The sequence below is a fragment of the Kumtagia sp. genome (genome assembly GCF_059502445.1).
The window spans coordinates 126,710-151,612 of the sequence record NZ_JCACER010000110.1; the positions used below are offsets into that span (position 1 = coordinate 126,710).

Annotated in this window: 22 protein-coding genes; 11 read left to right on the forward strand and 11 right to left on the reverse strand. The window is 67.9% G+C overall.

The annotated features are described in order from the left end of the window. Positions 1-5 precede the first annotated feature (5 nt). The 10 genes from otnK to AC5JDC_RS29630 all read left to right on the forward strand — a co-directional run bounded on the left by otnK (position 6) and on the right by AC5JDC_RS29630 (position 10,816). The gene (gene otnK / locus AC5JDC_RS29585) at positions 6-1,262 is read left to right on the forward strand and encodes a 3-oxo-tetronate kinase (RefSeq protein WP_495847188.1); all 1,257 of its coding nucleotides are present in this window, start codon (positions 6-8) and stop codon (positions 1,260-1,262) included. Then, entirely contained in the window at positions 1,259-1,894 is a 636-nt protein-coding gene (otnC, locus tag AC5JDC_RS29590) for a 3-oxo-tetronate 4-phosphate decarboxylase (protein ID WP_495847190.1), read from the forward strand. The genes otnK and otnC overlap by 4 nt, the downstream gene beginning before the upstream one ends. Before the next feature lie 7 nt (positions 1,895-1,901). Beyond that, positions 1,902-2,675, forward strand: coding sequence for a hydroxypyruvate isomerase family protein (locus AC5JDC_RS29595; protein ID WP_495847192.1), 774 nt, complete (start codon positions 1,902-1,904; stop codon positions 2,673-2,675). 22 nt (positions 2,676-2,697) lie between these two features. Then, on the forward strand, positions 2,698-3,108 hold the full coding sequence (locus AC5JDC_RS29600) for a GlcG/HbpS family heme-binding protein (protein WP_495847194.1): 411 nt from the start codon (positions 2,698-2,700) through the stop codon (positions 3,106-3,108). Between the two features lie 523 nt (positions 3,109-3,631). Next, the gene (locus AC5JDC_RS29605; RefSeq protein WP_495847196.1) at positions 3,632-3,805 is read left to right on the forward strand and encodes a hypothetical protein; all 174 of its coding nucleotides are present in this window, start codon (positions 3,632-3,634) and stop codon (positions 3,803-3,805) included. Between the two features lie 261 nt (positions 3,806-4,066). After that, positions 4,067-5,590, forward strand: coding sequence for a sugar ABC transporter ATP-binding protein (locus tag AC5JDC_RS29610; protein ID WP_495847198.1), 1,524 nt, complete (start codon positions 4,067-4,069; stop codon positions 5,588-5,590). A gap of 13 nt (positions 5,591-5,603) precedes the next feature. After that, complete coding sequence (locus tag AC5JDC_RS29615) at positions 5,604-6,674, forward strand: ABC transporter permease (protein ID WP_495847200.1); 1,071 nt, start codon at positions 5,604-5,606, stop codon at positions 6,672-6,674. Positions 6,675-6,878: 204 nt separating this feature from the next. Continuing rightward, entirely contained in the window at positions 6,879-7,874 is a 996-nt protein-coding gene (locus AC5JDC_RS29620) for a sugar ABC transporter substrate-binding protein (protein WP_106772625.1), read from the forward strand. An 88-nt stretch (positions 7,875-7,962) separates the two neighbouring features. Then, complete coding sequence (locus AC5JDC_RS29625; RefSeq protein ID WP_495847302.1) at positions 7,963-9,198, forward strand: LVIVD repeat-containing protein; 1,236 nt, start codon at positions 7,963-7,965, stop codon at positions 9,196-9,198. Positions 9,199-9,433: 235 nt separating this feature from the next. Next, on the forward strand, positions 9,434-10,816 hold the full coding sequence (locus AC5JDC_RS29630) for an FAD-dependent oxidoreductase (protein WP_495847202.1): 1,383 nt from the start codon (positions 9,434-9,436) through the stop codon (positions 10,814-10,816). Between the two features lie 684 nt (positions 10,817-11,500). On the opposite strand, the gene AC5JDC_RS29635 is transcribed toward AC5JDC_RS29630, so the two are convergent. The 11 genes from AC5JDC_RS29635 to AC5JDC_RS29685 form a co-directional block, all read right to left on the reverse strand. Next, positions 11,501-13,306, reverse strand: a complete 1,806-nt coding sequence (locus AC5JDC_RS29635; protein ID WP_495847204.1) for a CoA-transferase — start codon at positions 13,304-13,306, stop codon at positions 11,501-11,503. Continuing rightward, complete coding sequence (locus tag AC5JDC_RS29640) at positions 13,303-14,103, reverse strand: enoyl-CoA hydratase/isomerase family protein (RefSeq protein ID WP_495847206.1); 801 nt, start codon at positions 14,101-14,103, stop codon at positions 13,303-13,305. Before AC5JDC_RS29640 ends, AC5JDC_RS29635 begins: the two co-directional genes overlap by 4 nt. Before the next feature lie 2 nt (positions 14,104-14,105). Beyond that, positions 14,106-15,308: a CaiB/BaiF CoA transferase family protein gene (locus AC5JDC_RS29645; protein ID WP_495847208.1), complete on the reverse strand. Its 1,203-nt coding sequence runs from the start codon at positions 15,306-15,308 to the stop codon at positions 14,106-14,108. Positions 15,309-15,338: 30 nt separating this feature from the next. After that, the gene (locus AC5JDC_RS29650) at positions 15,339-16,124 is read right to left on the reverse strand and encodes an SDR family NAD(P)-dependent oxidoreductase (RefSeq protein WP_495847210.1); all 786 of its coding nucleotides are present in this window, start codon (positions 16,122-16,124) and stop codon (positions 15,339-15,341) included. A 10-nt stretch (positions 16,125-16,134) separates the two neighbouring features. Next, complete coding sequence (locus AC5JDC_RS29655) at positions 16,135-17,136, reverse strand: ABC transporter permease (protein ID WP_495847212.1); 1,002 nt, start codon at positions 17,134-17,136, stop codon at positions 16,135-16,137. Further along, positions 17,120-18,643 carry a sugar ABC transporter ATP-binding protein gene (locus AC5JDC_RS29660; protein WP_495847214.1) on the reverse strand — a complete coding sequence of 508 codons (1,524 nt, stop codon included), beginning with the start codon at positions 18,641-18,643 and terminating at the stop codon, positions 17,120-17,122. The genes AC5JDC_RS29655 and AC5JDC_RS29660 overlap by 17 nt, the downstream gene beginning before the upstream one ends. Further along, complete coding sequence (locus tag AC5JDC_RS29665) at positions 18,633-19,619, reverse strand: ABC transporter permease (protein WP_495847216.1); 987 nt, start codon at positions 19,617-19,619, stop codon at positions 18,633-18,635. Before AC5JDC_RS29665 ends, AC5JDC_RS29660 begins: the two co-directional genes overlap by 11 nt. Before the next feature lie 62 nt (positions 19,620-19,681). Next, positions 19,682-20,713: a sugar ABC transporter substrate-binding protein gene (locus AC5JDC_RS29670; RefSeq protein ID WP_495847218.1), complete on the reverse strand. Its 1,032-nt coding sequence runs from the start codon at positions 20,711-20,713 to the stop codon at positions 19,682-19,684. Then, positions 20,710-21,576 (reverse strand): IclR family transcriptional regulator, encoded by an 867-nt coding sequence (locus AC5JDC_RS29675; RefSeq protein WP_495847220.1) that lies wholly within the window; start codon positions 21,574-21,576, stop codon positions 20,710-20,712. Before AC5JDC_RS29675 ends, AC5JDC_RS29670 begins: the two co-directional genes overlap by 4 nt. Beyond that, complete coding sequence (locus AC5JDC_RS29680) at positions 21,573-22,742, reverse strand: ABC transporter substrate-binding protein (protein WP_495847221.1); 1,170 nt, start codon at positions 22,740-22,742, stop codon at positions 21,573-21,575. Before AC5JDC_RS29680 ends, AC5JDC_RS29675 begins: the two co-directional genes overlap by 4 nt. Before the next feature lie 196 nt (positions 22,743-22,938). Next, positions 22,939-23,889, reverse strand: a complete 951-nt coding sequence (locus AC5JDC_RS29685; RefSeq protein ID WP_495847223.1) for a LysR family transcriptional regulator — start codon at positions 23,887-23,889, stop codon at positions 22,939-22,941. A gap of 98 nt (positions 23,890-23,987) precedes the next feature. Here AC5JDC_RS29685 and AC5JDC_RS29690 point away from each other — a divergent pair, with 98 nt between their 5' ends. After that, positions 23,988-24,869, forward strand: a complete 882-nt coding sequence (locus tag AC5JDC_RS29690) for a dioxygenase family protein (protein ID WP_495847225.1) — start codon at positions 23,988-23,990, stop codon at positions 24,867-24,869. Positions 24,870-24,903 lie beyond the last annotated feature (34 nt).

The following is a 24,903-nucleotide window of genomic DNA, read 5'->3' on the forward strand; positions in this document are numbered from 1 at the left end:
CGGCCATGCTGCTTGGAGCCGTGGCCGACGACTTCACCGGTGCCAGCGACCTGGCCAACACCCTGGCGCGCGGCGGCATGCGCACAGTGCAGTTCGTCGGCCCTTCGCAGGACAGCGCACCCGCCGACTGCGAGGCCGGCGTGGTGGCGCTGAAGACCCGGTCGATCGAGCCGGGTGAGGCGGTGCGACAGTCGCTTGCGGCGGTGCGCTGGCTGCTCGACCAGGGCTGCCGGCAGATCCTGTTCAAATACTGCTCGACCTTCGATTCGACGCCTGCCGGCAATATCGGCCCCGTCGCCGAGGCGCTGCTCGACCTCACCGGGGCGGAGCTGGCGGTGGCGTGCCCCGCCTTCCCCAAGACCGGGCGGCGGCTGTTCATGGGCCATCTCTTCGTCGGCGACCGGCTCTTGAGCGAATCCGGCATGGAAAACCATCCGCTGACGCCGATGACCGACCCGGACATCCGCCGCTGGCTGCGCCGGCAGACGCAAGGCGAGGTCGGGCTGATCCCGCTCGACACGGTTCGTGACGGCCCGGAGGCGGTCGCCGCCGCGTTCGAGAGCGAGCGCCGCGCCGGCCGCCGGCTGGTGGTCGCCGATGCGACGTCGGACGACGATCTGCTTGCGCTGGGCAAGGCATTGGCTGGTCACCGGCTGATCACCGGCGGATCGGGCATCGCGCTCGGCCTGCCCGACAATTTCCGCGCGCAGGGGCTGCTGTCGGACCGGCTGGCCGAGCTGCCGGTGCCCCAAGGACCGGGGGCCGTTCTCTGCGGCTCCTGCTCGGCGGCCTCGCGGCGGCAGGTGGAAGCCTATCTCGAAACGGCGCCGGGGCTGGCGGTCGAGCCCGCCGACCTGCTGTCGGGCCGCATGTCGGCGCGTCAGGCGGCCGACTGGGTGGAGAGCCGGGAGGGCGCAGCGCCGATCGTCTATTCGACCGCCGATCCGACTGTCGTGGCCGCCGCGCAGGCCAGCTTCGGCCGGACCGAGACCGCGGCGGCGGTCGAATTTTTCTTCGGCGACCTCGCCCGGATGCTGGCCGACCGCGGCGTCCGCCGCATCGCCGTCGGCGGCGGCGAAACGTCCGGAGCGGTGGTCGAGGCGCTCGGCCTGAAAAGCCTCGCCATCGGCGCCGAGATCGATCCCGGCGTTCCGGCGCTGGTCGCCGAACGCGACGGCCCGCTCGGGCTGGTGCTCAAGAGCGGCAATTTCGGCGGGCCGCATTTCTTCGCAAAAGCCCTCGGCGCAATAGGTTCACCATGACCGACCCCAAGCTCCACGACGCCATCGCCCGCTGGGGAAAATCGCTGTTCGAACGGAGCTTTACGGCCGGTTCCTCCGGCAACATCTCGGTGCGCACCGCCGACGGCTATGTCGCCACGCCGACCAATTCCTGCCTGGGATTCCTTGACCCCGGCCGCTTGTCGATTCTCGACGGCGAGGGCCGCCATGTCGCCGGCGATGCGCCGACCAAGGAACTGCCGCTGCACTTCGCCTTCTATCGCAACCGCCCCGAGGCGCGGGCGGTGGTGCATCTGCATTCGACCTACGCGACCGCGCTCTCCTGCCTCGCCGACGTCGATCCGGCCGACGCGGTGCCGCCGATCACGCCCTATGTCGTGATGCGCGTTGGCACCGTGCCGGTCGTGCCCTATACGCGCCCGGGCTCCCCCGAAGTGGCGCCGCTGATCGACGCGGTCGCGCCGCACCACGCGGCGGTGCTGCTGGAGAATCACGGGCCGGTGGTGTCGGCGTCCTCGCTCGACGCGGCGGTCTATGCGATCGAGGAACTGGAGGAGACGGCGAAGCTCGTCTTGTTGACGCGCGGCATGGCGGTTCGTCTGCTCGACGCTGAAAAAATCGCCGATCTCAAGCGGAATTTCGGGAAAAAGTGATCGCTTTATGCCGCGCTTCTCCGCAAATCTCGGCTTCCTTTGGCCCGATCGACCACTTTTTGAGCGCATCGACGCGGCCGCGGCCGCCGGATTCAGGGCGATCGAGCTGCATTGGCCCTACGACATTCCCGCCGAGCCCTTGCGCGAACGCTGCGAAAATCATGCGCTCACCGTGCTCGGCCTCAACACGCCGATCGACCCCGGAAAGGGCGAATTCGGGCTGGGCGCGGTCGAGGGCCGGCAGGCGGATTTCCAGGCCGGATTCGCCCGGGCCGCCGCCTATGCGCGGGCGATCGGCGCGGGTTCCGTGCATGTGATGGCCGGCGACGTCGCGCCGGATCGCAAGGCCGCTGCGGCCGAACTGTTCGCCGACAATCTGCGCTGGGCGGCCGGGCAAGCGCCGGATCTCACGCTGCTGCTCGAGCCGCTCAATGCGCGCGACCGGCCGGGCTATTTCTATGCGACCGTCGGGGAGGCGGCAGGGGTGATCGCCAAGGTCGGCGCGCCGAACGTCAAAATCATGTTCGACGCCTATCATGTCGGCGTCACCGAGGGCGGCGTCGTGGAAAGGCTGGAAAGATACCTGCCGCTGGTCGGCCATGTGCAGATCGCCGCGGTGCCGGGCCGCGCCGAGCCGGACGAGGGCGAGGTCGACTACGCCGCTTTCTTCAGGGCGCTGGACCGGCTGGGCTATGGCGGCTGGGTCGGCTGCGAATACCGGCCGCGCGCCGGCACGGACGAAGGGCTGGGCTGGCCGGCCGCGCTCGGCGTCGCATTGTAAAATCAGGACATTGGGGGAGAAAATGCTCGCAACCAAGACGGCGCTGACCATCGAGGCGGCTAAGGCGATCGCCGCGGCCTGCGAAAAGGCGGCGAAGCAACGGAATTTGAAGCTGGTGATCGCCATCGTCGACGACGGCGGCCATCTGGTGCTGCTGCACCGCGACGACGGCGCGCAGGTCGGCAGCGTCGAGATCGCCACGCTCAAGGCGCGCACCGCCGTGCTGTTCAAGCGGCCGACAAAGGCGTTCCAGGACGTGGTCGAAGGGCAGGGGCGCTACGCGCTCTTGTGCATCCCCAACGGCATCCCGCTCGACGGCGGGGTGCTGCTCGAGGCAGGCGGCGAGATCATCGGCGCGATCGGCGTCAGCGGCGAGAGCGACGAGGAAGACGGCGACATCGGCCGCATCGGCGCTGCCGTGCTGGAGGGGTGATCCCAAGGCGTCGAATTCTGGCCGTGCTCGTACCGAGCACACTCCTCTCCGTCTCTCCCTGCCCTGCATGGCGATCGCGCATGGAAATTCTGGAAGCGTCGGCCGGCGCGGCACCCCCACCCCTAACCCCTCCCCTCAGGGGGGCCCTCAAGGGGGAGGGGGACTTTGCGGCCACTATGCAACGCATGACCGTCGACGATTAGTGCTCGGCGGGGACGCCAGCCGGTTCCCCCTCCCCCTTGTGGGGAGGGGATTAGGGGTGGGGGTAAACGCATATGCGATAGCCCTGCCTGCAATCGCCGTGGCAGCGCCGGCGCTTACCAGATTGGTTCCTCGCCCTCGAGAGGTGGCGAACTCGAGGGGGAGACGGAGAGAGGGCGTTTATCGGTCAGGTCTACGCCGGCAGAGTTTTGTTCCGCAGCCGACATAGCGCCGTCCGGCAGGATGGGGAGCCAGGCAACGGAAACAGCCAGGCTCCCCCTCCAATCCCTGCGATAGCCCACCGCCCGCCAGAGAATCGGCGTTGCGGCTGCCTAAGCCGATCGTCGCCGGCGAAGCGGTGCATGTCGACGGCTTCGACGCGGTGGTGGCGGTGATCGGCGCTCGCGCGAGGACCTTTTCCATCAATGCCGCGCCCTGCCGGCGCTCGCCGAAATCCCGGTCGAGCGGGTCGGCGACTGCGCTGCGCCGCGGCTGATCAAGAGCAACATCGCCGCGGCCCACCAACTCGGCCTCGGCTTGCGGGAGAAAATCGACTGGTACGGTGTCTCTACCAGTTGACAAGTTTTTTGGAGGCGACTAGCGTGTCCGAACGTTGGGGAGCCAAGGGCGTCAGTTCCTTCCCCGTTGCCGGCCGCCCACGGCCGGCGGAGGACGTGGGGGGAGGAATGCACGGACGATTGCCGTACGCATTGTCGACCGCCGGTTGCGCCGGGAAGGCGCGCCCGGAGGTTGCGCGATGAGCGTCGCCGAGGTCCTGCGGCCGGATGAGCCCGCGGCCGGCGAGCGCCGGCGGGTGCTGGTGGCGCAGGGCATCACCAAATCGTTCCCGGGCGTGCTCGCCCTCGACAATGTCGATTTCGACGTGCGCTCCGGCGAGGTGACGGCGCTGCTTGGCGAGAACGGCGCCGGCAAGTCGACCCTGATCAAGATGATCGCCGGCTTCTATTCGCCGGATCGCGGCGAGATTTCCGTCGACGGTGTGCCGCTGCATGCAGACCCGGCCTCGGCGCACCGCATCGGTGTCGCCACCATCCACCAGGACGCGCATCTGGTGCCGGCCATGTCGGTGGCCGAGAACATCATGCTCGGCCGCTGGCCGACGCGCTACGGCTGGCTTTCGGTCGGCCGGCAGCGGCAGCGGGCGCTGGCCGCGCTTGCAAAAGTGGCGCCGCATCTCAACCCGTCGACGCCGGCCGGGCGGCTGTCGCCGGCCGACCAGCAGCTGGTCGAGATCGCCCGCGCCATCTCCGAGGATTCCAAGGTGCTGGTGATGGACGAGCCGACGACATCGCTGTCGCCGCCGGAGATCGACCGGCTGTTTGGCGTCGTCAACGACCTCAAGGCCAAGGGCCTCGGCATCGTCTTCGTCTCGCACTGGCTGGAGGAGGTGTTCCGCATCGCCGACCGCGTGACGGTGCTGCGCGACGGGCGGCTCGTCGGCACGCGCCCGATCGCCGAGCTCGACCACGACAAGGTCATCCGCATGATGGTCGGGCGCGAGGTGCGCGACACGGTGGCCGACACCAGGCCGATCGGCGACGTCGTGCTGTCGGTGAACAACCTCAGCCGCGCGAACGTGCTCAGCGACATCTCCTTCGAGGTGCGCGCCGGCGAGATCGTCGGCATGTCCGGCCTGGTCGGCGCCGGCCGCAGCGAGCTGGCGGCCTGCATCTTCGGCATCGATCCCTATGACGGGGGCAGCGTCACGATCGCCGGCGAGGCGATCGCTCCCAACGATCCCAAGGCGGCGATCGAGGCCGGCATCGGCCTGGTGCCGGAGGACCGCCGCAAGCAGGCGCTGGTCAGCCTGCTCAGCGTGCGCACCAATGTGACGCTGAGCCTGCTCGACCGCCTGACGAGCTGGGGCCTGCTGTCGACGACGCGCGAGGAGGAGATCGCCGAGCGCCAGATCCGGGCGCTCGCAATCAAGACGCCGTCGTCGAAGACCCGCGTCTCGACGCTGTCCGGCGGCAACCAGCAGAAGGTAGTGCTGGCGCGCTGGCTGGCGCGGCGGCCGAAACTGCTCATCCTCGACGAGCCGACCAAGGGCATCGACGTCGGCGCCAAGTCCGAGATCAGCGAGCTGGTGATCCGGCTGGCCCGCGAGGGCATGGCGATCCTGCTGATCAGCTCGGAGCTGCCGGAGATTCTGGCGCTGAGCGACCGCGTGCTGGTGATGCGGTCGGGCCGTATCTCGGCGTCCCTGTCGCGCGAGCAGGCGACCAGCGAAACGATCATGAGCTATGCGACGACCGGTTGAGGAGACGAGCGACGTGACCTTGGAAAATCCGACCATGACGGAGCGCGCGCCGACGCAACCGGGCGGCCTGGCCGCGCTGCGCGGCAAGATCTCCTTCATCGACCTCATGCAGAGCGCGGGGCTGATGGCGGTCATCCTGCTCGGCTGCGCCGTGATGAGCTTCCTCAGCCCGGTCTTCGCCACGGTGCGCAACATCGAGAACGTGCTGCAGTCGGCGACCATCATCGCGGTGGTGGCGATCGGCCAGACCTTCGTCATCCTGGTGGCCGGCATCGACCTGTCGGTGGCGTCGGTGCTGGTGCTCTCCTCGGTGCTGTCGGTCGGGCTGGTGCAGTTCCAGGGCTGGCCGCCGGAGCTTGCCATCCTCGCGGCGCTCGTCGCCGGCCTCGTCATCGGCCTGGTCAACGGGCTCGCCGTCACCAAGCTGAAGATCCCCGCCCTGATCGCCACGCTTGCGACGATGACGATCGCACGCGGGCTCGCCTACATCTATTCGGGCGGCACCAACATCGCCCCGGTGCCGCGCATCTTCGTCGACCTGCAGGCCAGTCGCATCTTCGGCGTGCCGGGCGTCATCGTGCTGACGCTGGCGCTGGCGCTGATCGCCCAGATCGTGCTGTCGCGCACCCAGTTCGGCCGCTCGGTCTACGCCACCGGCGGCAATCCGCTGGCGGCGCGGCTGGCCGGCATCAAGACGGAGCGGGTGATCATCGCCACCTTCATGATCTCGGGCCTGATGGCGGCGATCGCCGGCCTCCTGATCACCGCGCGCTTCGAGGCGGGCGCGGCGACGGCGGCGCAGGGCATGGAGCTTGCCGTCATCGCGGCGGTGGTGATCGGCGGCGTCAGCCTGTTCGGCGGCGAGGGCAACATGAGCGGCATGCTGCTCGGCGTGCTCCTGCTCGGGCTGGTGCAGAACGCCGTCAACCTGCTCAACGTGCCGCCCAACTGGGACTCGGTGGTCAGCGGCCTGGTGATCGCGGCGGCCGCCGCGCTCGACGTCTACCGCCGCAACTATCTCGAGGCAGGCATGCGCAAGAAGGTCATAGCAGCAAAGGCGAGCAAACCGGCCAAGCAGCCCTGACGCAGCAAGCCGCGGCCGCAAGCCGGCCGCGCGGACGAACACGAGACGACCTGCCAAGCGAGCGCCTTCCGGCGAACGGGAGAATTTTTGCGCGCGCGCTCGCCGAGCACAGCGACGGCCGCGGCTCGCGCCGCGACGACTGCCGGGGCGGCCGCTGCCGCGACGGAGCAATGCCCAACCACGGTCCAACAGGGAGGAGACACCATGGACATCCGCAACAGACTGAAAACGACACGCCGCAACCTGCTCGGCCTTGCCGCCGGGGCGGCGGCGCTCGCGATCGTGCCTTTCGCCGCGCAGGCCGAGGACGGCGTGCTGAAAGGCAAGAACCTCGCCTACATCGCCTTCGGCCTGCAATACGAATACCAGGTCACGCTGGTGAACCGGGTGAAGGAACTCGCCGCCGAGAAGGGGATGAGCATCTCCGTCTATGACGGCAAGGGCGACCCGAGCACGCAGACCACGCAGCTTCTCGACGTGGTCAGCAAGCAGCCCGACATCATCCTGCTCAATCCGGTCGACGCAAAACTGCTGCAGGGCGGCGTGCGCAAGGCCAACGAGTCCGGCATCCCGCTGTTCATGCTGGAGAACCTGCCGCCGGAAGGCGAGTGGGTCGCCTACAACACCTTCGACGACGTGGCGGGCGGTGCGGCCGGCGCCGACGCCATCGCCAAGCTGATCGGCGGCAAGGGTCTGGTGCTGGAGGTGCGCGGCGCCATCGGCTCCGGCCAGTCGGAAAAGCGCTACAAGGGTTTCCATGACCAGGTGGCGGCGAAATACCCCGACATCAAGGTGGAGACGCTGAAGGCCGAGTGGACGGCCGACAACGCCCACACGCTGGTGCTCGACGCCTTCACCCGCGATCCCAACGTCGCCGGCATCTGGGCGCACAATGACGAGATGATCCGCGGCGTCGTGTCGGCGCTGCGGCAGATCAACCGGCTGAAGCTCGCCGGCGAGGAAGGCCATGTGCCGACCGTCGGCTTCGACGGCACGCCGCTCGGGCTCGAGCGCATCCGCGAGGGCACGCAGGACGCCGATGTCGGCCAGAACCCGTTCTCCATGGCCGAGTCGATCGTCGGCGAGATGGAGAACCATTTCGCTGGCAAGCCGGTCGCCAAGGAGACGCTGATCCAGCCGGTCATGATCTGGAAGGAGAACGTCGACAGCCCGGACAACTGGGGCAACCGCGTCAACTGAGATACATCCTCCCGAGGGCGCGCCGCTTGCGGCGCGTCCCCACCTGCCGACCAACAGAAAGCGAGACCGGAACGTGACCACCGACCCCATGAAGCCAGACCACGCGCGCAACATGCGCCTCATCGGCCATAGCGACCAGGGCGGCCTGAGGGACGGCATCCAGGTCATGGTCGAGAACGGCTTCGCCTATGTCGGGCATCTGTTCAGCCAGGGGTTTTCCATCGTCGACGCGCGCGATCCGAAAAACCCGAAGCCGGCCGGCTATGTCGCCGCGCCCGCCAACACCTGGAACGTGCATCTGCAGGTCGCCGACAATCTTCTGCTGGTCATCCACGGCAAGGACGTCTTCGCCGATGCGGCGTTTGCCGACGAGGCGAGCTACTACAAGGCCTCCGCCGGCGCCGCGCTCGGCACGGCGATACCGACGGCGGAAAAGACCTGGGATGCCGGGCTCGCCGTCTACGATATCTCGAAGCCGGGCGAGCCGCGGCGTATCGGCTTCATGCCGGTCTCCGGCGGCATCCACCGCATCTGGTGGACCGGCGGGCGCTGGGCCTATGTCTCGGCGCTGCTCGACGGTTTTACCGATTTCATCTTCATGACGATCGACATGTCCGACCCGGCCAACCCGCGTGAAGCCGGGCGCTACTGGCTGCCCGGTATGAACCTCGCCGCCGGCGAAACGCCGAGCTGGCCGGCGAGCGCCAAATTCGGCCTGCACCACGCGATCGTGCATGGCGACATCGCCTGGGGCGCCTGGCGCGACGCCGGCCTCGTGGTGATGGACGTGACCGACCGCAGCGAGCCCAAGCTGATCGTCCACCGCAACTGGTCGCCGCCGTTCCAGGGCGGAACCCACAACTGCCTGCCGCTGCCCGACCGCGATCTCCTGGTGGTGCTCGACGAGGCGGTGCTCGACGATTTCGAGGACGGGCTGAAGAACATCTGGATCTTCGACGTGAAGGACCCGGCCAATCCTGTCCCCGTCGCCACCATGCCGGTGCCGGCGGATGCCGACTATGCGCGCAAGGGCGCGCATTACGGGCCGCACAACATCCACGAGAACCGGCCGGGCACGTTCCAGAGCTCGTCGCTGATCTTCTCGACCTGGCAGAACGCCGGCGTGCGCGTCTTCGACATCTCCGACCAGTACCGACCGAAGGAGGTCGGCGCGCTGGTGCCGCCGCCGCCGGCCGGCATGATGGACAAGCGGCCCGGCAAGAAGCCGATCATCCAGTCCTGCGACATCTTCGTGGAGAAGAGCGGGCTGATCTACGTCACCGACTACAATGCCGGGCTCTATGTGATGGAATTCAACGGGTGAATATCATCGGCCTCAACGGATGAAGCACCCCCTCACCGACCCTTCGGGCCACCTCTCCCCCTGCCCGGGGGAGAGGAACCCAGGCTGGAAAGGCGGCGCCATCACGGCAGCGGTTCCTCTCCCCCGGGCAGGGGGAGAGGTGGCCCGAAGAGCCGGTGAGGGGGTGATTGACAACATTTCCAAAGGTCGGAGTTCAAGACCTTCGACTGGCCGCGACTGATTGAAAGGAAACACCATGAACCTGTTCGGCTCCTACGACGTCGTGGTCACCGGCGCGGGCTCGTCCGGCATCGTCGCCGCGATCCGCGCCGCGCGTGAGGGCGCCAAGACCCTGCTGCTCGAAGGCACCGGCTTTCTCGGCGGGCTGATCACCGGCGGGCGGCTGACCAAGCCGACCGGCCTCATCAACTCGGCGATCTTCCACGAGATGCTCGACCGCTGCGTCGGCTACCGCGGCGCCGACGGTCGCGTGCGCGAATCCTACTGGGGCAAATACACCGGCACGTTCGACGCCGAAGTGATGCAGCGCGTCATCATCGAGATGGTCGAGGAGGCCGGCGTCGAGGTGCTGCTGCGCGCCAGCGTCGTCGAGACCGTCATGAAGGACGGTGCGCTGCACGGGCTGATCATCCGCACGAAATCCGGCGAGAGCCTGGTGCTGGCGAAGAGTTTCGTCGATGCCTCGGGCGACGGCGACGTGGCGGCACTTGCCGGCGCGGAATTCATGCTCGGCCGCGACGGCGATGGGCTGACGCAGCCGATCACCTCCTATTTCCGCGTGCTCAACGTCAACGTGCCGGCGCTGATCGCTGACTGCAACGCGCATCGCGACGACATGTGGGAGGTCGTCTATCCGAAGGAGGCCGGCGACCGCAACGAGGACTATGCGATGGCGGTGCTGCTGACCGGCTTCCAGCAGCGCATCAAGGACAAGGTGGCCGAGGGGTTCGACTGGATCATCCCGAAGGACCACATCACCATGAAGACCGGGCTCATTCCGGGCGAAATTTCCGTCAACGTCACCCGTTTCCAGGGCAACGGGCTCGACGACCGCGATCTTTCCCGCGCCGAGATCGAGATCAGGAAGCAGGCCTATTGCGCCTTCGACTTCCTGCAGCGCTATGTCAGGGGTTTCGAGGACGCCATCTTCCTCGAGGTGGCGCCGAAGCTCGGCATCCGCGAAACCCGCCGCGTCACCGGGCAATATGTGCTGACGGAGCAGGACGTGCGCGGCAACCGCCGCTTTGACGACGCGATCGGGCTGTGCAACTCGCCGGTCGACGTGCATGAGCCCGGCGGCAGCCGCGCCATCATGGATCATGTCGGCATCGGCTACGGTATTCCCTATCGCACCATGATCCCGCTTTCCGTCGACAACCTGATCATGGCCGGGCGCTGCATCTCGGTCGACGCGGTCGCCTTCGGCTCGACCCGCAACGTGCCGGCCTGCACGATGACCGGCGAGGCGGCGGCGATCGCCGCAGCGTTTGCGGCGCGGCGCGGGGTGGCCGTCTCGGCGGTTCCCGTCGGCGACGTGCAGGCGCGGCTGAAGGAACTCGGCGTCTGGCTGGGCACGCCCGGCGAAGAAGTGCCGGAGGTCTTGCGCAAGGCGGGCTGAGGCGCGAATCGCCAAGGGGACAGTTTATTTTCTTTCCGTAGAAGAGCGGTGCCGCTCAAGGCTGTCGCTGGCAGAAAAAGGTAACTGTTCCTGTCACTTACCCGCTTTCGCTGCAATCCCGGCGGCAGGCGGGAGACGCGTTCAGCCGATTTTGTCCCCTCCCTTTCCGTCTCTCCCATAATCCCCGGCAGTTCCTCCCGCGGGAACGCCGGTCGCGACGGTGGTTTGGTGGGGAGGGACCGGCGCCTCCGGTGCGGGAAGACGTAGCCCGCGCCCGGGGAGGCCCGTCCGAAGGTTCCTCCTCCGCAACTATGTGCGGGGCGCACTGGACGAGTGCTGCGGCATGGCCAGCCGAGGCGACGCAAGAAGCCGGAGCCGGAGCTATAGCGAAGCGGAACGGGATGGTGCCCGAAATCGCCGGCGGGGCGCGAAGGCCGCGCCATATATTTACTAAAGAGGCTCGGCCCAGCGCCCCGCTTCCCGACTTTTCCCTCCGAGGCAGGGAGCGCTCTTTGAACAATGGCCAGACTGCGAAGGCAGGGCGTGGCGAGGATGAGGCGCGGGCTTCTCTTCTCTCGATGGGTGGCCGCGAAGCGCGAGACGGTGGCGTCGACACGCCCGCGGCGCGACATCCTTAATGGTAGCCATGATTCTCCGCGCCGGATTTCTTCCGGCCGCACTACGCTACGGCTGCTCGCGCGCCGCAAGCGCGTCGACCACCGCCCGGTCGGCCGCCAGGATTTCGGCGATGAGCGCGCCGCGCTCGCGGGCTCCGACGAATTCGAGCCGCCGCAGCCCGAGCGGGTCGATGCGGCGGCGCAGGATCTCGATCGTCTCGCCATCGGGTGCTGCAATCTCGCCGCAGCGCTCGGCGAAGCGGACGGGGAAGCCGGTCGCCCGGCTGACGGTGTCGCGGCCGACGCCCGGCATCAGCTCCGTGACCACCAGCTCGCCGCTCGCCGGGTCGAGCTCGAACACGCAGAGGTCGGTGAACAGTTTTGTCGGGCCGGTACGGTAACCGTGCCGGGCGCGCTCCTCGGGATCGAGGAGGCCGCGCGCCGAGCTGACGATGTCGACCTCGGCGACGAGCGACAGCGGCGAATGGCGGGTGACGTAGAGCACGCAGTCGCGGTGCATGTTGGCGACGTCGGCCATGCCGCCCTGGCCGGGCAGGCGGATGAAGCCGCCCTTGGCGCGGCGGATGGCGATGTTGTTGACGCGGGCGAAGCGGTCGACCTGAGCGGCGGCGATGATCTCGTGGGTGACCGCGCCGGCCTGGTAGAGCGCCGAATAGGTGTCGTCCCCGCCGGCATGCGCGGCCGCGGTCTCCGCATCGAAAACCTCGATCAGCGACAGCAGCAGGGGTGACGGTGCGACGTCGATATGTCCGCAGCTCATGGTGGCAATGATCATGCCGGGGGCATGCGTCGCCTTGGCCAGCCGGTAGGCGACGTTGGCGAGCGGCGACACCGCGCCGGCCGAGGCGAAGCTGTCGTTGTCGAGCTCGGCCGCGAGCCGCACCGCCATGACCTCGTCGACCGTTGCCGGCGCGGGTGCGGCATGCACGGCCGGCAGCGGCAGGCGGGCCGCCGCGTCAGCGCCGATCCGCGCCGCCTTGCCGAGGCGAACAGGAACGCCGTCCGACGGCAAGACCAATCCGTCGGCCAACGACGCCCCCTCGGCCAGAGCGGCGGCCAGCGCTTCGTAGTCGGTCACGTAGTGTGGCAGGCACGACGTCGGCCAGGCGCCGCCGGGCACCTTCGCGATGGCGCTGACCTGGTTGCGATAGACCACCGTCTGGCGCCCCGTGCCCGCAAGCATGCCCACCGGCACGATCTCGTCCACCGTGACCAACACCTTGCGCGCCGCGCCGGCCATTGCGATGTCGAGTGCCCGGGCGCCGACGATCTGCACATTGCCGCTCTCGTCGGCGCGCGGGGCGTGCAGCAGCAGCGTGTCGAGGACGAGCGGCGGGACGGCGCCGACCGGCTCACCCGTGAGCGGATCGCGAACGTTGCGCGCCGTCGGCATGCGCTCCATCATCGCCGAGCCCTGCGGCAGCTGGAAGGTGCGGCTGGGCAGGTTCTGCTGGGCGGCGCGCAGCGCCTCGATCATGGCGAGCGCGGTCCAGTCGCGCACCGGCAGGCGCTCGGCCTCCGCCGCCGCCCGGAAGCGCGGCGGCAGGCCGAAAATGTCGAGGCTGGAAAAGCAGATGTCGATCGAGGCGACGGCGTCGGCCTCCAGCAAAATCTCCAGCGGCAGGCCGCCCGCCCAGGCGCAGTAGCGCAGGTCGCGCGCCTTGCCACCGGCAACGGCGCGCAGCAGCGCGATCGGCAGCCGGGCGAAATGATGGCCGCCGACGCCCAGCCGGTCGCCGTCCGAGACCATGGCCGCCAGCCCGGCGAGATCGGTGAAGACAGGACGGTTGGGTTTGACCAGGCTTTCGGCCGTATCCCGGTGGGAAGCGCCAGGTTCGCCGACGCCGGTCACGGCCTGGCTCCCGCCGCCTTCTCGGCCGCCCGCCCCGCGCTCTTCGCCGCGAACTCCCGGACCCGGCGCTGGCCGGCCTCGCCGCGGTAGAGTGTCGCGAGCAGCGCGCGTTCTTGTTCCAAGCCGGCTGCGAGATCGCCGCCGGTGGCGATGGCCGTCAGCCGCTTCATGCCCTCGATCGCCTCGGCCGGCTCGCCGGCGATGGCCTCGGCGATTGCCACCGCCCGTGGCATCAGCTCTTCGGGCGCCACGACGTCATTGACGAGGCCCGGAGCGACGAAGTCGATGGCCGGCACGATGGCACCGGTCATCAGCAGAAAATTGGCGCGGTTGCGGCCGAGCTTGACGACGCTGCGCTGCGTGCCGCCGCCGCCCGGCACGAGGCCGAGCTTGATCTCCGGCAGACCCATTTTGGCCAGGGAAGAGGCGACGACGATGTCGCAGCACAGCACCAGCTCGAAGCCGCCGCCCAGCGCGAAGCCGTTGACGGCGGCGATGACGGGCTTGCCGCAGCCTTCGATGGCCGCATACATCGCGGTGCCGGCGGCCTGGAAGGCGTCGAACTCCGGCCCGGTCTGCGCGGCATATTCCTTGATGTCGGCGCCGGCCATGAAGGCGCGGCCCTCGCCGGTGACGACGACGCAGCCGACATCGGCATCGCCGGACAGGGCGATGAAGGCGGCGGTGATCTCGGCCTGCATGGCCTTGTTCATGGCGTTGAGCTGGTCGCCGCGCCGGAACGTCACCACGGCGACGCGGCCGTCTTTTTCAACCGACAGCGTCCGGTAAGAGGTCACGGTCAGGCCTCCGCGACCGTCATGTCGCCGGCCGCCTCGAGCGCGGCGATCTCGTCGGCGGGCACGCCGAACTCGGCAAGGATCTCGCGGCCGTGCTGGCCGACGAGCGGGGCCGGGCGGTCGATGGTCGCCGGCGTCTCGCTCATCCTCACCGCCGGGGCGACGACCTTCACCGTGCCGGCCCTGGGATGCTCGTAGCTGGCGATCAGGCCAAGATGGGTGACCTGCGGATCTTCGGCGGCGGCGCGGATGTCGTAGACCGGAGCGCACCAGATGTCGGCGTCCAGCATCCTGTCGAGCAGTTCGCGCCGGCCGTGTCTGCGGGTCTCGGCATTCACCTTCTCCCAAACCTCGTCGCGTTTGGCGAACAGCGTGGCGAGATCGTCGTAGACGGCGAGATGCGGCGCCTCCAGCACCTGGTAGAGCGTCTTGAACGGGCTCATGGCGATGGTGATGTAGCCGTCCCTCGTCTCGTAGACGCCGAACGGCGCCTGCATGCCGGGATGGCCGATGCCGGAATTCGGCCGCACGAAATCCTCGCCGAGATTGAGCACGCCGACATATTCCTGGCCGAGATGGGCGAGCATGCCGGCGAGCAGGTTCACCTCGACCTTCTGGCCCTTGCCGGTCTTTTCGCGATAGTAGAGCGCGGACAGGATGCCGTAGACCATGTTCATGGCGCCGATCTGGTCGGCCAGCCCGGCGCCGGCCGGCACAGGCGCGGCGTCGCCGCGGCCGGTGTTGGCGATCAGTCCGGCCAGGCCCTGGATCAGCATGTCCTGCCCGGGCCGGTCGACATAAGGACCGTCCTCGCCGTAGCCCGAGCCCGAGCAATAGATGATGCGCGGATTGACCGCCTTGAAGTCCTCGTAGCCGTAGCCGAGTTTCGCCAGCACGCCGGGGCGGAAATTCTGGACGACGATGTCGGCCTGCTCGGCCATCCTCATCACCAGGGCATGCACCTTGCGGCTCTTCAGGTTGAGCGCGATCGACCGCTTGTTGCGGTTCCAGGCGAGGAAATTGGGGCTCTCCGAGCCGCCCACCCATTTGGCGAAGAAGGTCATCGAGCGGAACATGTCGCCGGCGCCGGCGCGCTCGACCTTGATGACGTCGGCGCCCATGTCGGCGAGCAGCTGGGTGGCGAAAGGCCCCTGCAGCAGGTGGCTGAAGTCGAGGATCTTTACGCCGGATAGGGCCTTGTCCATGGTCTTTCTCGTGGTTGTCGGTGGCGCCGGTCAAACGAGGTCCGGCACGAAACGCGGCGCGGCGGTCAGGCCGCCATCGACGCGCAGGTCGGTTCCGGTGGTGAAGCCGGCCGCGTCGCTCGCCAGGTAGACGGCGGCTTCGGCGATGTCGGACGGCCTGCCGATGCGGCCGAGCGGGTGCATCTTCACCCAGGCGCGGGCGATGTGCTCGCCGAGCTCGGCGATCACCTGGTCGTTCATCGGCGTGGCGATAGTGCCGGGCGAGATCGAGTTGACGCGCACATTGTGGGGGCCGAACTCGACCGCCATCTGGCGGGTCATCGAATGGATCGCGCCCTTGGCGCCGGCATAGGCGGTCCAGCCGTCGAGGCCGATATGGCCCTGCGCCGAGGCGAGGTTGATGATTGAGCCGCTCTTCTGGCCGATCATGTGGGGCAGGGCGAACTTGCAGCCGCGGAAGACGCTGGTGAGATTGACCGCGATCAGCCGGTGCCACTGCTCGTCGGTCATCTCGTAGACCGGCATGCCGCCGATCGAGATCGCCGCGTTGTTGACCAGCACGTCGAGCCGGCCGCCCTTCTTCACCGCGGTCTCGATCAGGTTGCGGATGTCGGCCTCGACGGCCACGTCGCAATGGACGTAGTCCGCCGCAAGCCCCTGGCTTCTCAGCCCGGCGGCGAAGGCCTCGCCCTTGGCGTCGGCGATGTCGCTGGCGAAGACATGAGCGCCTTCGCGGGCCATGGCTTCGGCTATGGCGTGGCCGATGCCGTCGGCAGCGCCCGTGACGACCGCGATCTTGCCGTTGAGACGTCCCATGAAATCCTCCTCAGATGCGCCGGCGCTTGAATTCGTCGAAGGCGACGGCGGCGATGATGATGCCGCCGGTAATCACGAGCTGCCACTCGGTGGCAAGGGCCAGCATGCCGAGACCGTTGGATAGAAAGGACAGGATCAGCACACCGAGCGCCATGCCGAACAGGCTGCCGATGCCGCCCGACAGGCTGACGCCGCCGAGCACCACGGCCGCCACCACCTGGAACTCGAAGCCGAGGCCGGCGACATGCACGGCCGAGCCGAGGCGGGAGGCGAGCATGATGCCGGCGACCGTGGCGAGCAGGCCGCTGATGATGAAGCAGGCGAATTTCACCCGCTTGACGCTGTAGCCGGCGAGCCGCGCCACCTCGGGATTGCCACCGACGGCATAGACCTGGCGGCCGAAGGGCCGGTGGCGCATCACATAGGCGAAGGCGAGCAGCAGCACGAAGGCGATCAGCGCGGGGTAGGGGAGCAGGCCCAAGAGCCGGCCGTTGCCTATCTGGAAGAAGCTTTCCAGCATCGCTTCGTCGGGGATCGCCGTCTGGCCGGTGTAGAGATAGACGCCGCCGCGCAGGATGAAGAGCGTGCCCAGCGTGACAATCAGCGAGTTGATGCCGAGATAGGCCGAGAGATAGCCGTTGACGGCGCCGACGACGAGGCCGAGCGCCAGGGCCGCGGCGATGCCGAGGAAGAGCGATTCCGTGGCGTTCATGACGGCGATCAGCGGGATCGCCACCGCCGCCACCAGCGAGCCCACCGACACGTCGACCTCGCCGGAGATGAAGACGATGGCGACGCCGATGCCGGCCGTCATGGCGAGCGCCGACTGGCCGAGCACGTTGGCGATGTTGCGCGTCGTCAGGAAGGTGTCGGAAGCGATCGAGAAGAAGGCGATGACGACCAGCAGGGAGATCAGCAGCGGGATCTCGCTGCGCCTGAACAGCGCCTTGAGCATGGCCGCCGCCGGAGCGGGCGGCGGGACGGGATGGGCGGCGTCAAGCGATTGCGGCATTGAGGATATTCTCCTGGGTCGCCGCGTCGCGGTCGAAGACGGCGGTGATGCGGCCCTCAGCCATCACGGCGATGCGGTCGGACAGGCCGAGCAGTTCCGGCATCTCGGATGTCATCATGACGACGGCCAGGCCTTCGTTGGCGAGCCGGTCGAGCAGCGCGAAAATCTCGGACTTGGCGCCGACATCGATGCCGCGCGTCGGCTCGTCGACGACGATCACCTTCAGCCCGCGCATCAGCCAGCGGGCGAGCAGCACCTTCTGCTGGTTGCCGCCGGACAGGTTCTTGATCAGCTGGTTGAGCGACGGCGTGCGGACGCGGAACCGGTCGACAAAACCCTGCACGGCGGCCCTCTCGCGGGTTTCGTCGACGAAGCCGGCGCGGCTGAAGGCGCCGAGCGCGGCGAGGCTCATGTTCTGCTGGACCGAGAGCTCCAGCATAAGGCCCTCGCCCTTGCGGTCCTCGGTGAGCAGGCCGATGCCGAGGCCGACGCCGGTGCGCGTGTCGTGCGGCTTCAGCGGCCGGCCGGCGATCTCGATGCTACCGGCGCGGATCGGATCGAAGCCGACGATCGCCTTGGCCAGCTCGGTGCGGCCGGCACCCATCAGGCCGAAGAAGCCGAGCACCTCGCCGGCGCGCACCTCGAAGGAGACGTCGTCCAGCTTCGCGTCTGTCGACACGCCTTTCACCGACAGCGCGATGTCGCCCTTGGCATGGCCACGCGAGCGCGGAAACAGATTGTCGATGCGCCGGCCGATCATGTCCTGGATCAGCGTGTCGTGCGTGTGCTCGCCGATTGGCCTCGTGGAGATATGGCGGCCGTCGCGCAGCACCGTGACCGTATCGGCGATCTCGAACACCTCGTCGAGCTTGTGGGTGACGTAGAGCACGGCGATGCCGAGATCGGTGAGGCGGCGGATCACCTTGAACAGCAGCGCCACCTCGTTGGGCGTCAGCGAGGAGGTCGGCTCGTCCATGACGACGATGCGCGCCTCGTGCGCAAGCGCCCGTGCGATCTCGACCATCTGCTGCTGGCTGACCGGCAGGTCGCCGGTGCGTGCCGCCGGGTCGACGTCGAAGCCGATGCGCTCGAACAGCGCCGCCGATTCCGCGCGGATCTTCTTCCAGTCGATCGAGCCGGCCCGCCCGACGGGGTGCCGCTCCAGGAAGATGTTCTCGGCGACGGTGAATTCTGAGATCAGCGCGATCTCCTGGAAGACCACCTTGATGCCTTCCGCCAGCGCCTCGCGCGGGTTGCGCAGGGCGACCTCGCGGCCGTCGATATCGATCGTGCCGGCATCCCGGCCGTAAACGCCGGCCATGATCTTGATCAGCGTCGACTTGCCGGCACCGTTCTCGCCCATGAGGGCGTGCACCTCGCCGCGGGCGAGGACGAGGTCGACCTCTTCGAGAGCGACGACGCCTGGAAACCGCTTGCCGATGCCGTGCATCTCGATGGCGGCACCCGTATGTGCGCCGCCGCGCTCCTGGACCAGTTCAGGGTGCATCGGCGCGCCTCCTGATGATGTCCAGCCAGGTCGCCAGGATGATGACGATGCCGGGCACGACCATCTGCAGGTCCTGGTTCCAGCGCAGGATGATGATGCCGTTGTCGATGACCTTGAGCACCAGCACGCCGAGCAGGGTGCCGATCAGCGTGCCGCGGCCACCGGACAGGCTGGTGCCGCCGAGGATGACGGCGGCGATCACGGTAAGCTCGAAGCCGCGGCCGGCGGTCGGCTGGCCGGCATTCATCAGCGAGGCGAGGATCATCCCGGCCACGCCGACAAGCAGGCCGGTGACGACGAAGGCGATCAGCTTCAGCCGCTCGGCGCGCAGACCGGAGAGCCGCGCAGCCTTCTCGCTGGCGCCGACGGCGTAGAGATAGCGGCCAAAGGTAGTGTAGCGCAGCGCGACGAAGGCGACGACGAAGACGATCGCGGCGATGATGACGGGGATCGGCAGCGGACCGACATAGCCGGCGCCGAGACCGGTGAAGGAAGGCAGGTGGTGGTGGTTCTGCACCGCTTCGCGTGTGTAGAGGAACACGCCGCCCTGCAGCATCATCATGGTGGCGATGGTGCCGATCAGCGAATTGACCCGCAGGCGGGTGGCGACGATGCCGTTGAACAGCCCGACGGTTCCGGCGAAGGCGAGCGCCGCCAGCACGCCGAGGGTCAGCGACCCCGTGCGGTTGATGACGTCCATGCCGATGCAGCCGACGAAGGCCAGCGAGGCGCCGACCGACAGGTCGACCTCGCCGCAGATCAAAAGCATGGTCATGCCGGCGGCGACGATCAGCACCAGCGCGCACTGGCGCAGGATGGCGATGACGTTGGCCTCCGAATAGAACTGCGGCGCAGCGAGCGAGATGGCGATGCACAGCGCCGCCAGGATGCCGATCAGCACGATCTGGCTCCTGTCGGCGAACAGGCCGAAGGCCGTGCCCGGTTTGCGCGTCGATGGTAGGGATTCGCTGGTCATGTCGCGGTCCGCGCTTGGCCGGGGCGTCTGACGCCCCGGCGAGACGTTGTCGGCAGCCTACCTTACTGCTTCAGATCGGCGGCGGTCTTCATGCACTTGTCCGGCGCTTGGACTCCGTTGATGCCGTCCCAGTTGACGCTGCGCGTCGTGCCTTCGACGGAATAGAACTTCTTCCAGTCCTCGCCGAGCATCGGCGCGGTCGGGCTGACGATGTGCTCCGGCACTTCCTCGCCGTTGAACACCTTCACGGCCGCGTCGACGGCGGTGAAGCCGACCTTTTCCGGGAACATCGCCGCCTCGATCTTGTAGGAAGGCTCGTTCTGCATGGCGTTTATGAAGGCAAGGCCCTCGCCGCCGGTGCCGACGACCAGCAGGCCGTCCTGCGACTTGCCGGCCGCCTTCCACGCCTGGAGGCCGCCGAGCGAGGAGTTGTCGTTGATGCCGTAGATGATGTTGATGTCGGCATTCTGCGCCAGCGCGGCCGACGACACTTCCAGCGCGCGGTCCGGATTGCCGCCGCCATCGAGGTCGTGCACCATGGTCGCGTCGGCGATCTCGGTTTTGATGCCGTCCATGAAGCCCTGCGAGCGCAGCACGGTGGCCGACAGCAGCGGCAGCCCGACATTCATCACCTTGGCGGTGCCGCCGAGATGCTCCTTGGCGTATTTGCCGGCCGCGACGCCGGCGTGGTAGCCGGTGTCGTAGTCGCAGATCGCCACCATGGTGGTCATGCCCTTGACCGGATTGCCTTCCAACACCAGCGGCATGTTGTCGGCCTTGGCGCGGCGGATCAGCGGCGCGACGCCTTCCTCGTTGACTGGCGTAATGATCAGCACGTCGACACCCTGCGCCATGAAGTCCTCGGCGAACGAGACCTGCTTGGCGACGTCGAGATTGGCGTCCTTGACCTCGATCTCGATACCGAGCTGCTGGCCGCGATCCCTCATGCCCTTGATGACGTTCTGGTACCACTCGTGGGTGGCGTAGTTGACGACGTAGCCGATCTTCTTCGGCGTATTCTGCGCCAGCGCCGAACCGGCAAGCGCACCGAGCGCCACCGACGCTGCTAGCGTGGTCTTCAGCAATTTTCTCATGTCTTCCTCCCTTTGTGACCCGGGCCTTCCAGGTCTTGGTCCGATGGTCTGTCGCCTGAAACTCTTGCCCGTCCCTCGGCGGCTCCCAGGCTGCGCGAGATCTCGATCGCCGCGATGGCGGCCTCCTCCAGCACGGCGAGGCGGTCGAGCCGCGCCTGCTTCTGCGGCAGGTAGGGGACGGTGAGCGCGGCGATGGTCGCGCCGGTATGGTCGCGGATCGGCACGGCGATGTTGGTGCAGCCCTCGACGGCGAGCGAGGCGCGCATCTCGTAACCCTTGGCGAGGATGTCGGCGATGCGCCGCTCGACTTCCTCGCGCGGCATCTCGGCTTCGCCCGCTGTCACCAGCCTGTCGACCAGCGCGTCGCGCTCCTGCGGTGGCGTAAAAGCGAGCAGAACGGCACCGGAACTGGTCTCCAGGATCGGAAAGTGCGAGCCGAGTGCCACGGAATAGCGCATGGGCAGCGGCGAATCGACCTGCAGCACGATGAGCACGCTGGAACCGCGTAGAACCACGAGATGGCAGCTCTGGTTGGCACGCGCGGCAAGGTCGCGCATCACCGGCAGCGCCACGTCGACCAGCCGGTTGACCGGCGGGTGCATATGGGCCAGCTCGAACAGCTTCAGCGACAGCCGGTAGCGGTCGGATTTCGTGCGGATCAGATAGCCGCGCCCTTCGAGCAGCTGGATGATGCGGTAGACCTCGTGGATCGACCGGCCGAGCGCGGCCGAGATCTCGGTCTGCGTCACGTCCTCGCGGCAGGCGGCCATGAACTCCAGGATGTCGAGCGCCTTCTCAGCGGCCGGCACCTTGTAGTCGCGGCGCGCGACCTCGACGTCGTCATTGGCGGGCTCGACGCTCATACGGCTCTCCGGTCCGGCCGGGCGCCTGCCAGGGACAGCGCGTAGCGGCGATCCAGCCAGCCGGCGAGGGCGGCCGGCGCCATCTCGCCGTCGATGGCGGCAACGATTTTGTGCGTCGCCTCGCGGAAGAAATCGACGAAGCCTGGATGCGTCGGCCTGAGATAGGAGCCGTCGAGCGTGGCGAGCGTGCTGCGGAAGAAGCCGCGCGTCTGCTCGTTGACGGCGTCGTCGAGCCACGCGGCGCGCGAGCCCGGCTGGCCGCCATGTGCGACATAGTCGCCGCGCTGATAGCCTTCGGAGCACAGGAACAGCGCATATTCTGCGGCTGCCTCCGGATGCTCCGAGAAGGCGCTGACGCCGATGCCGGCGCCGCCGAGCAAGGCGCCGCGCGGCGGACTGCCGGGGATGTCGCCGAAGGCGAGCGTAGGTCCTTCGTGGCGCGCCGCGTAGTTCACATAGCCGAAGGCATAGGGCACGTAGACGGTGTCGTCGTGCGCGACCATGTGGTCGAAGCAGCGGATCGGGTTCCATTCGCGCGAGCCCGGGTGGGCGAGGGCGGCGAGTTCGCGCAACTCGCCGACGATGCGCTCGACGCTTGTCCGCGGCAGGAAGCCGCCGTTGGCGCCGATCGTCTCGCCGGCGCCGGCGGCCAGCGAGAGCACCAGGCACATGGCGTCGGTCGGCACCAGCGGCAAGGCGATCCACTTGCCGTCACTGCGCAGGTTGCGGGCGAGGTCGAGCACCTCGGCATGGCTTACCGGAAAGCGCTCGATATAGGCGGCAAGCAGATCGGGGCGGCAGGCGGCGACCTGCGCGGCGGCATCGATCGGCAGCGCCCAGTGCCGGCCGAGCGCCTGGTAGGAGCGCCAGGAGGGGCCGACGCTGTCCATTTCGAAGCGCCGCCGCTCGGTTTCAGACAGACAGGCGTCGAAAGGCACCATCAGCCCGGCGGCGGCGATGTCGCCGATGAAGGGGTGGTCGAAGATGACGAGATCGTAGCGGCGGACGACCTCCTCGATGCGGCCTTCGCCGAACTCGAACAGGCTGCGGCGATCCCAGGAAATCCGGATGTCGGGATGGTTGGCGCGATAGGGCGCGACGCTCGCGTCGAGCGGTCCCCAGCAGCGCCTGTGGTCCCAGGCCAGTCCGCGCAGTTCGATTGCCATTCCATCCTCCCGCCCGGCTTTCGCCAGGCAGCCGAACCCTATACGTCTTTTGCAGATATGCAAATCATTTTTTTATGTGCTGAGCGCAAGCGGCAACTTTCGGTGGCGAAGAGGCGCTGTCATGCAGATGAATAGGCCGGTGGGGAGGCAGGCAGGCAGACTAGTGGGCAGGCAGAACGGAGCGGAACCCTGACCGCTACGCGCCCCAGACCACCGCCTGCTCGTGGCGCTTGATCAAGTGCCGCAGCGTCGCGAAGCTGTTGCCGACATGAGCGGCGAAGGCGTCTACCGCCGGGGCGCGCGGCGCGTTGGCCAGCCGGAGCAGCCCGAGCGCGCGTTCCGGCTGCGGGAAATCGAAGGGCAGCGCGGTGATCGCCTTGTCCTTTCTCAGCGCGAAGACGACGCTGTGCGGCAGCACGGTCAGGGCGTCCGTCGCCTTCATGTAGTTGACGACGCTGAGCGGCGAGCCGCCGGAATAGCGGACGCGGATTTCGCTGACGCCCAGCCACAGCAGGATGCGGTGCAGATCGCTGAGCAGCGGGCTGCCCGACGGCGGCGCGATCCACGGATAGGCGACGAGGTCGGCGGCGGTGATCTTGCGCTTCAGGAGCAGCGGGTGGGTGATGCCGCAGGCGATCACATTGTGCGCCGGCAGGATCTCCTGGAAAGTGAGGCCGGAGCCTTCGTCGAGGATGTCGATCGGGCACACCCCGATATCGATGCGATCGGCGAGGATGGCGGCACTGAGGTCGGGCAGGTAGCCGTAGCTCTGGTCGATGCGCACGCTCGGATGCGCATGCTGGAACTCGGCGATCATGCCGGCGATCAGTGCATCCATGAAAAACGGCACGCCGCCGAGCCGCACCACGCCGCCCTGGCCGTGGCGGAAATCGTCGACCAGTTCGGAAGCCTTGCGCGACGCCGCCAGCATGACCTGGCCGTGGTCGGCAAGGGCGCGGCCAAGCGCCGTCGGCTCGAGCGGCCGCCGCCCCTTGTGGAACAGCGGCTCGCCCAGCCGTTTCTCCAGCATGGCCAAGGTGCGCGACACCGCCGGCTGGGTCAGCCCGATCAGCGCCGCGCCTTCGGTGACGCTGCCGGTCTGCACCACGGCGGCCAATTGCACGAGATGGCGTTCGTCCAGCTTCATAGCGATTTGTTATATCGGCCATGCATCAAATCATCAAACGATGAAATCTCCGGTGCTAGTCTTCCAGCCACAAGGTGAGAGGACCTTGGGGAGGAACCATGCCGTCGCAGATCGCCACGCCGACTTTCGGCGAGGAGACGTCGTTCGACATCGTCGCGCAGCGCCTGGCCAAGGCGGATGCAGGCCGGCTGTCGAAAACGCTGGTCTCCGCGGTTGCGCATCTCCATCAGCTCGTGCGCGAGATGCGGCCGACGCCGGCCGAGTGGCGCGGCATCGTCGCGTTCCTAACCGAGGTCGGCCATGCCAGCGACGACAAGCGACAGGAATGGGTGCTGCTGTCGGATCTGCTCGGCGTGTCGGCGCTGGTCGAGGAGATCAATGCGCGGCGGCCGCGCGGCGCGACGCCGAACACCGTGCGCGGCCCATTCTACCGGGCCGACGCCCCGCGCCTGCCCAATGGCGCCAATATTTCCCTGGACGCCGCCGGCGAGCGGCTCACCGTGCGTGGAAAGGTGCTCGACCTCGACGGAAAGCCGGTCGCCGGCGCCGTCGTCGAGACGTGGCAGGCAAACGACAAGGGTTTTTACGAGAACCAGCAGCCGGACCTGCAGCCGGAGTTCAACCTGCGCGGCGTCTTCACCACCGACGCCGGCGGCGCGTTCACTTACGCGGCCGTGAAGCCGGCCGGCTATACGGTGCCCGACGATGGACCGGTGGGACGGCTGCTGCGCCTGGTCGGCTGCCCGCTCAGGCGCCCGGCGCATCTTCATTTCGTCGTCAATGCCGAGGGCTTCGAGACGATCACCACGCATGTGTTCGACCGCACCGACGCCGAACTGCACGAGGACCCGCTGTTCGGGGTAAGGCCGGAACTGCTCGGCGACATAAGGCACGAGACCTGCAAGGGCGGGAAAATCGCCTGGGGACTGGATTTCACCTTCGTCATGGTGCGCGCCAGGCCAGGAAGGCGGACGGCATGATCGCAACGAACTTTGCCGGCCGGCAACGGCCGCG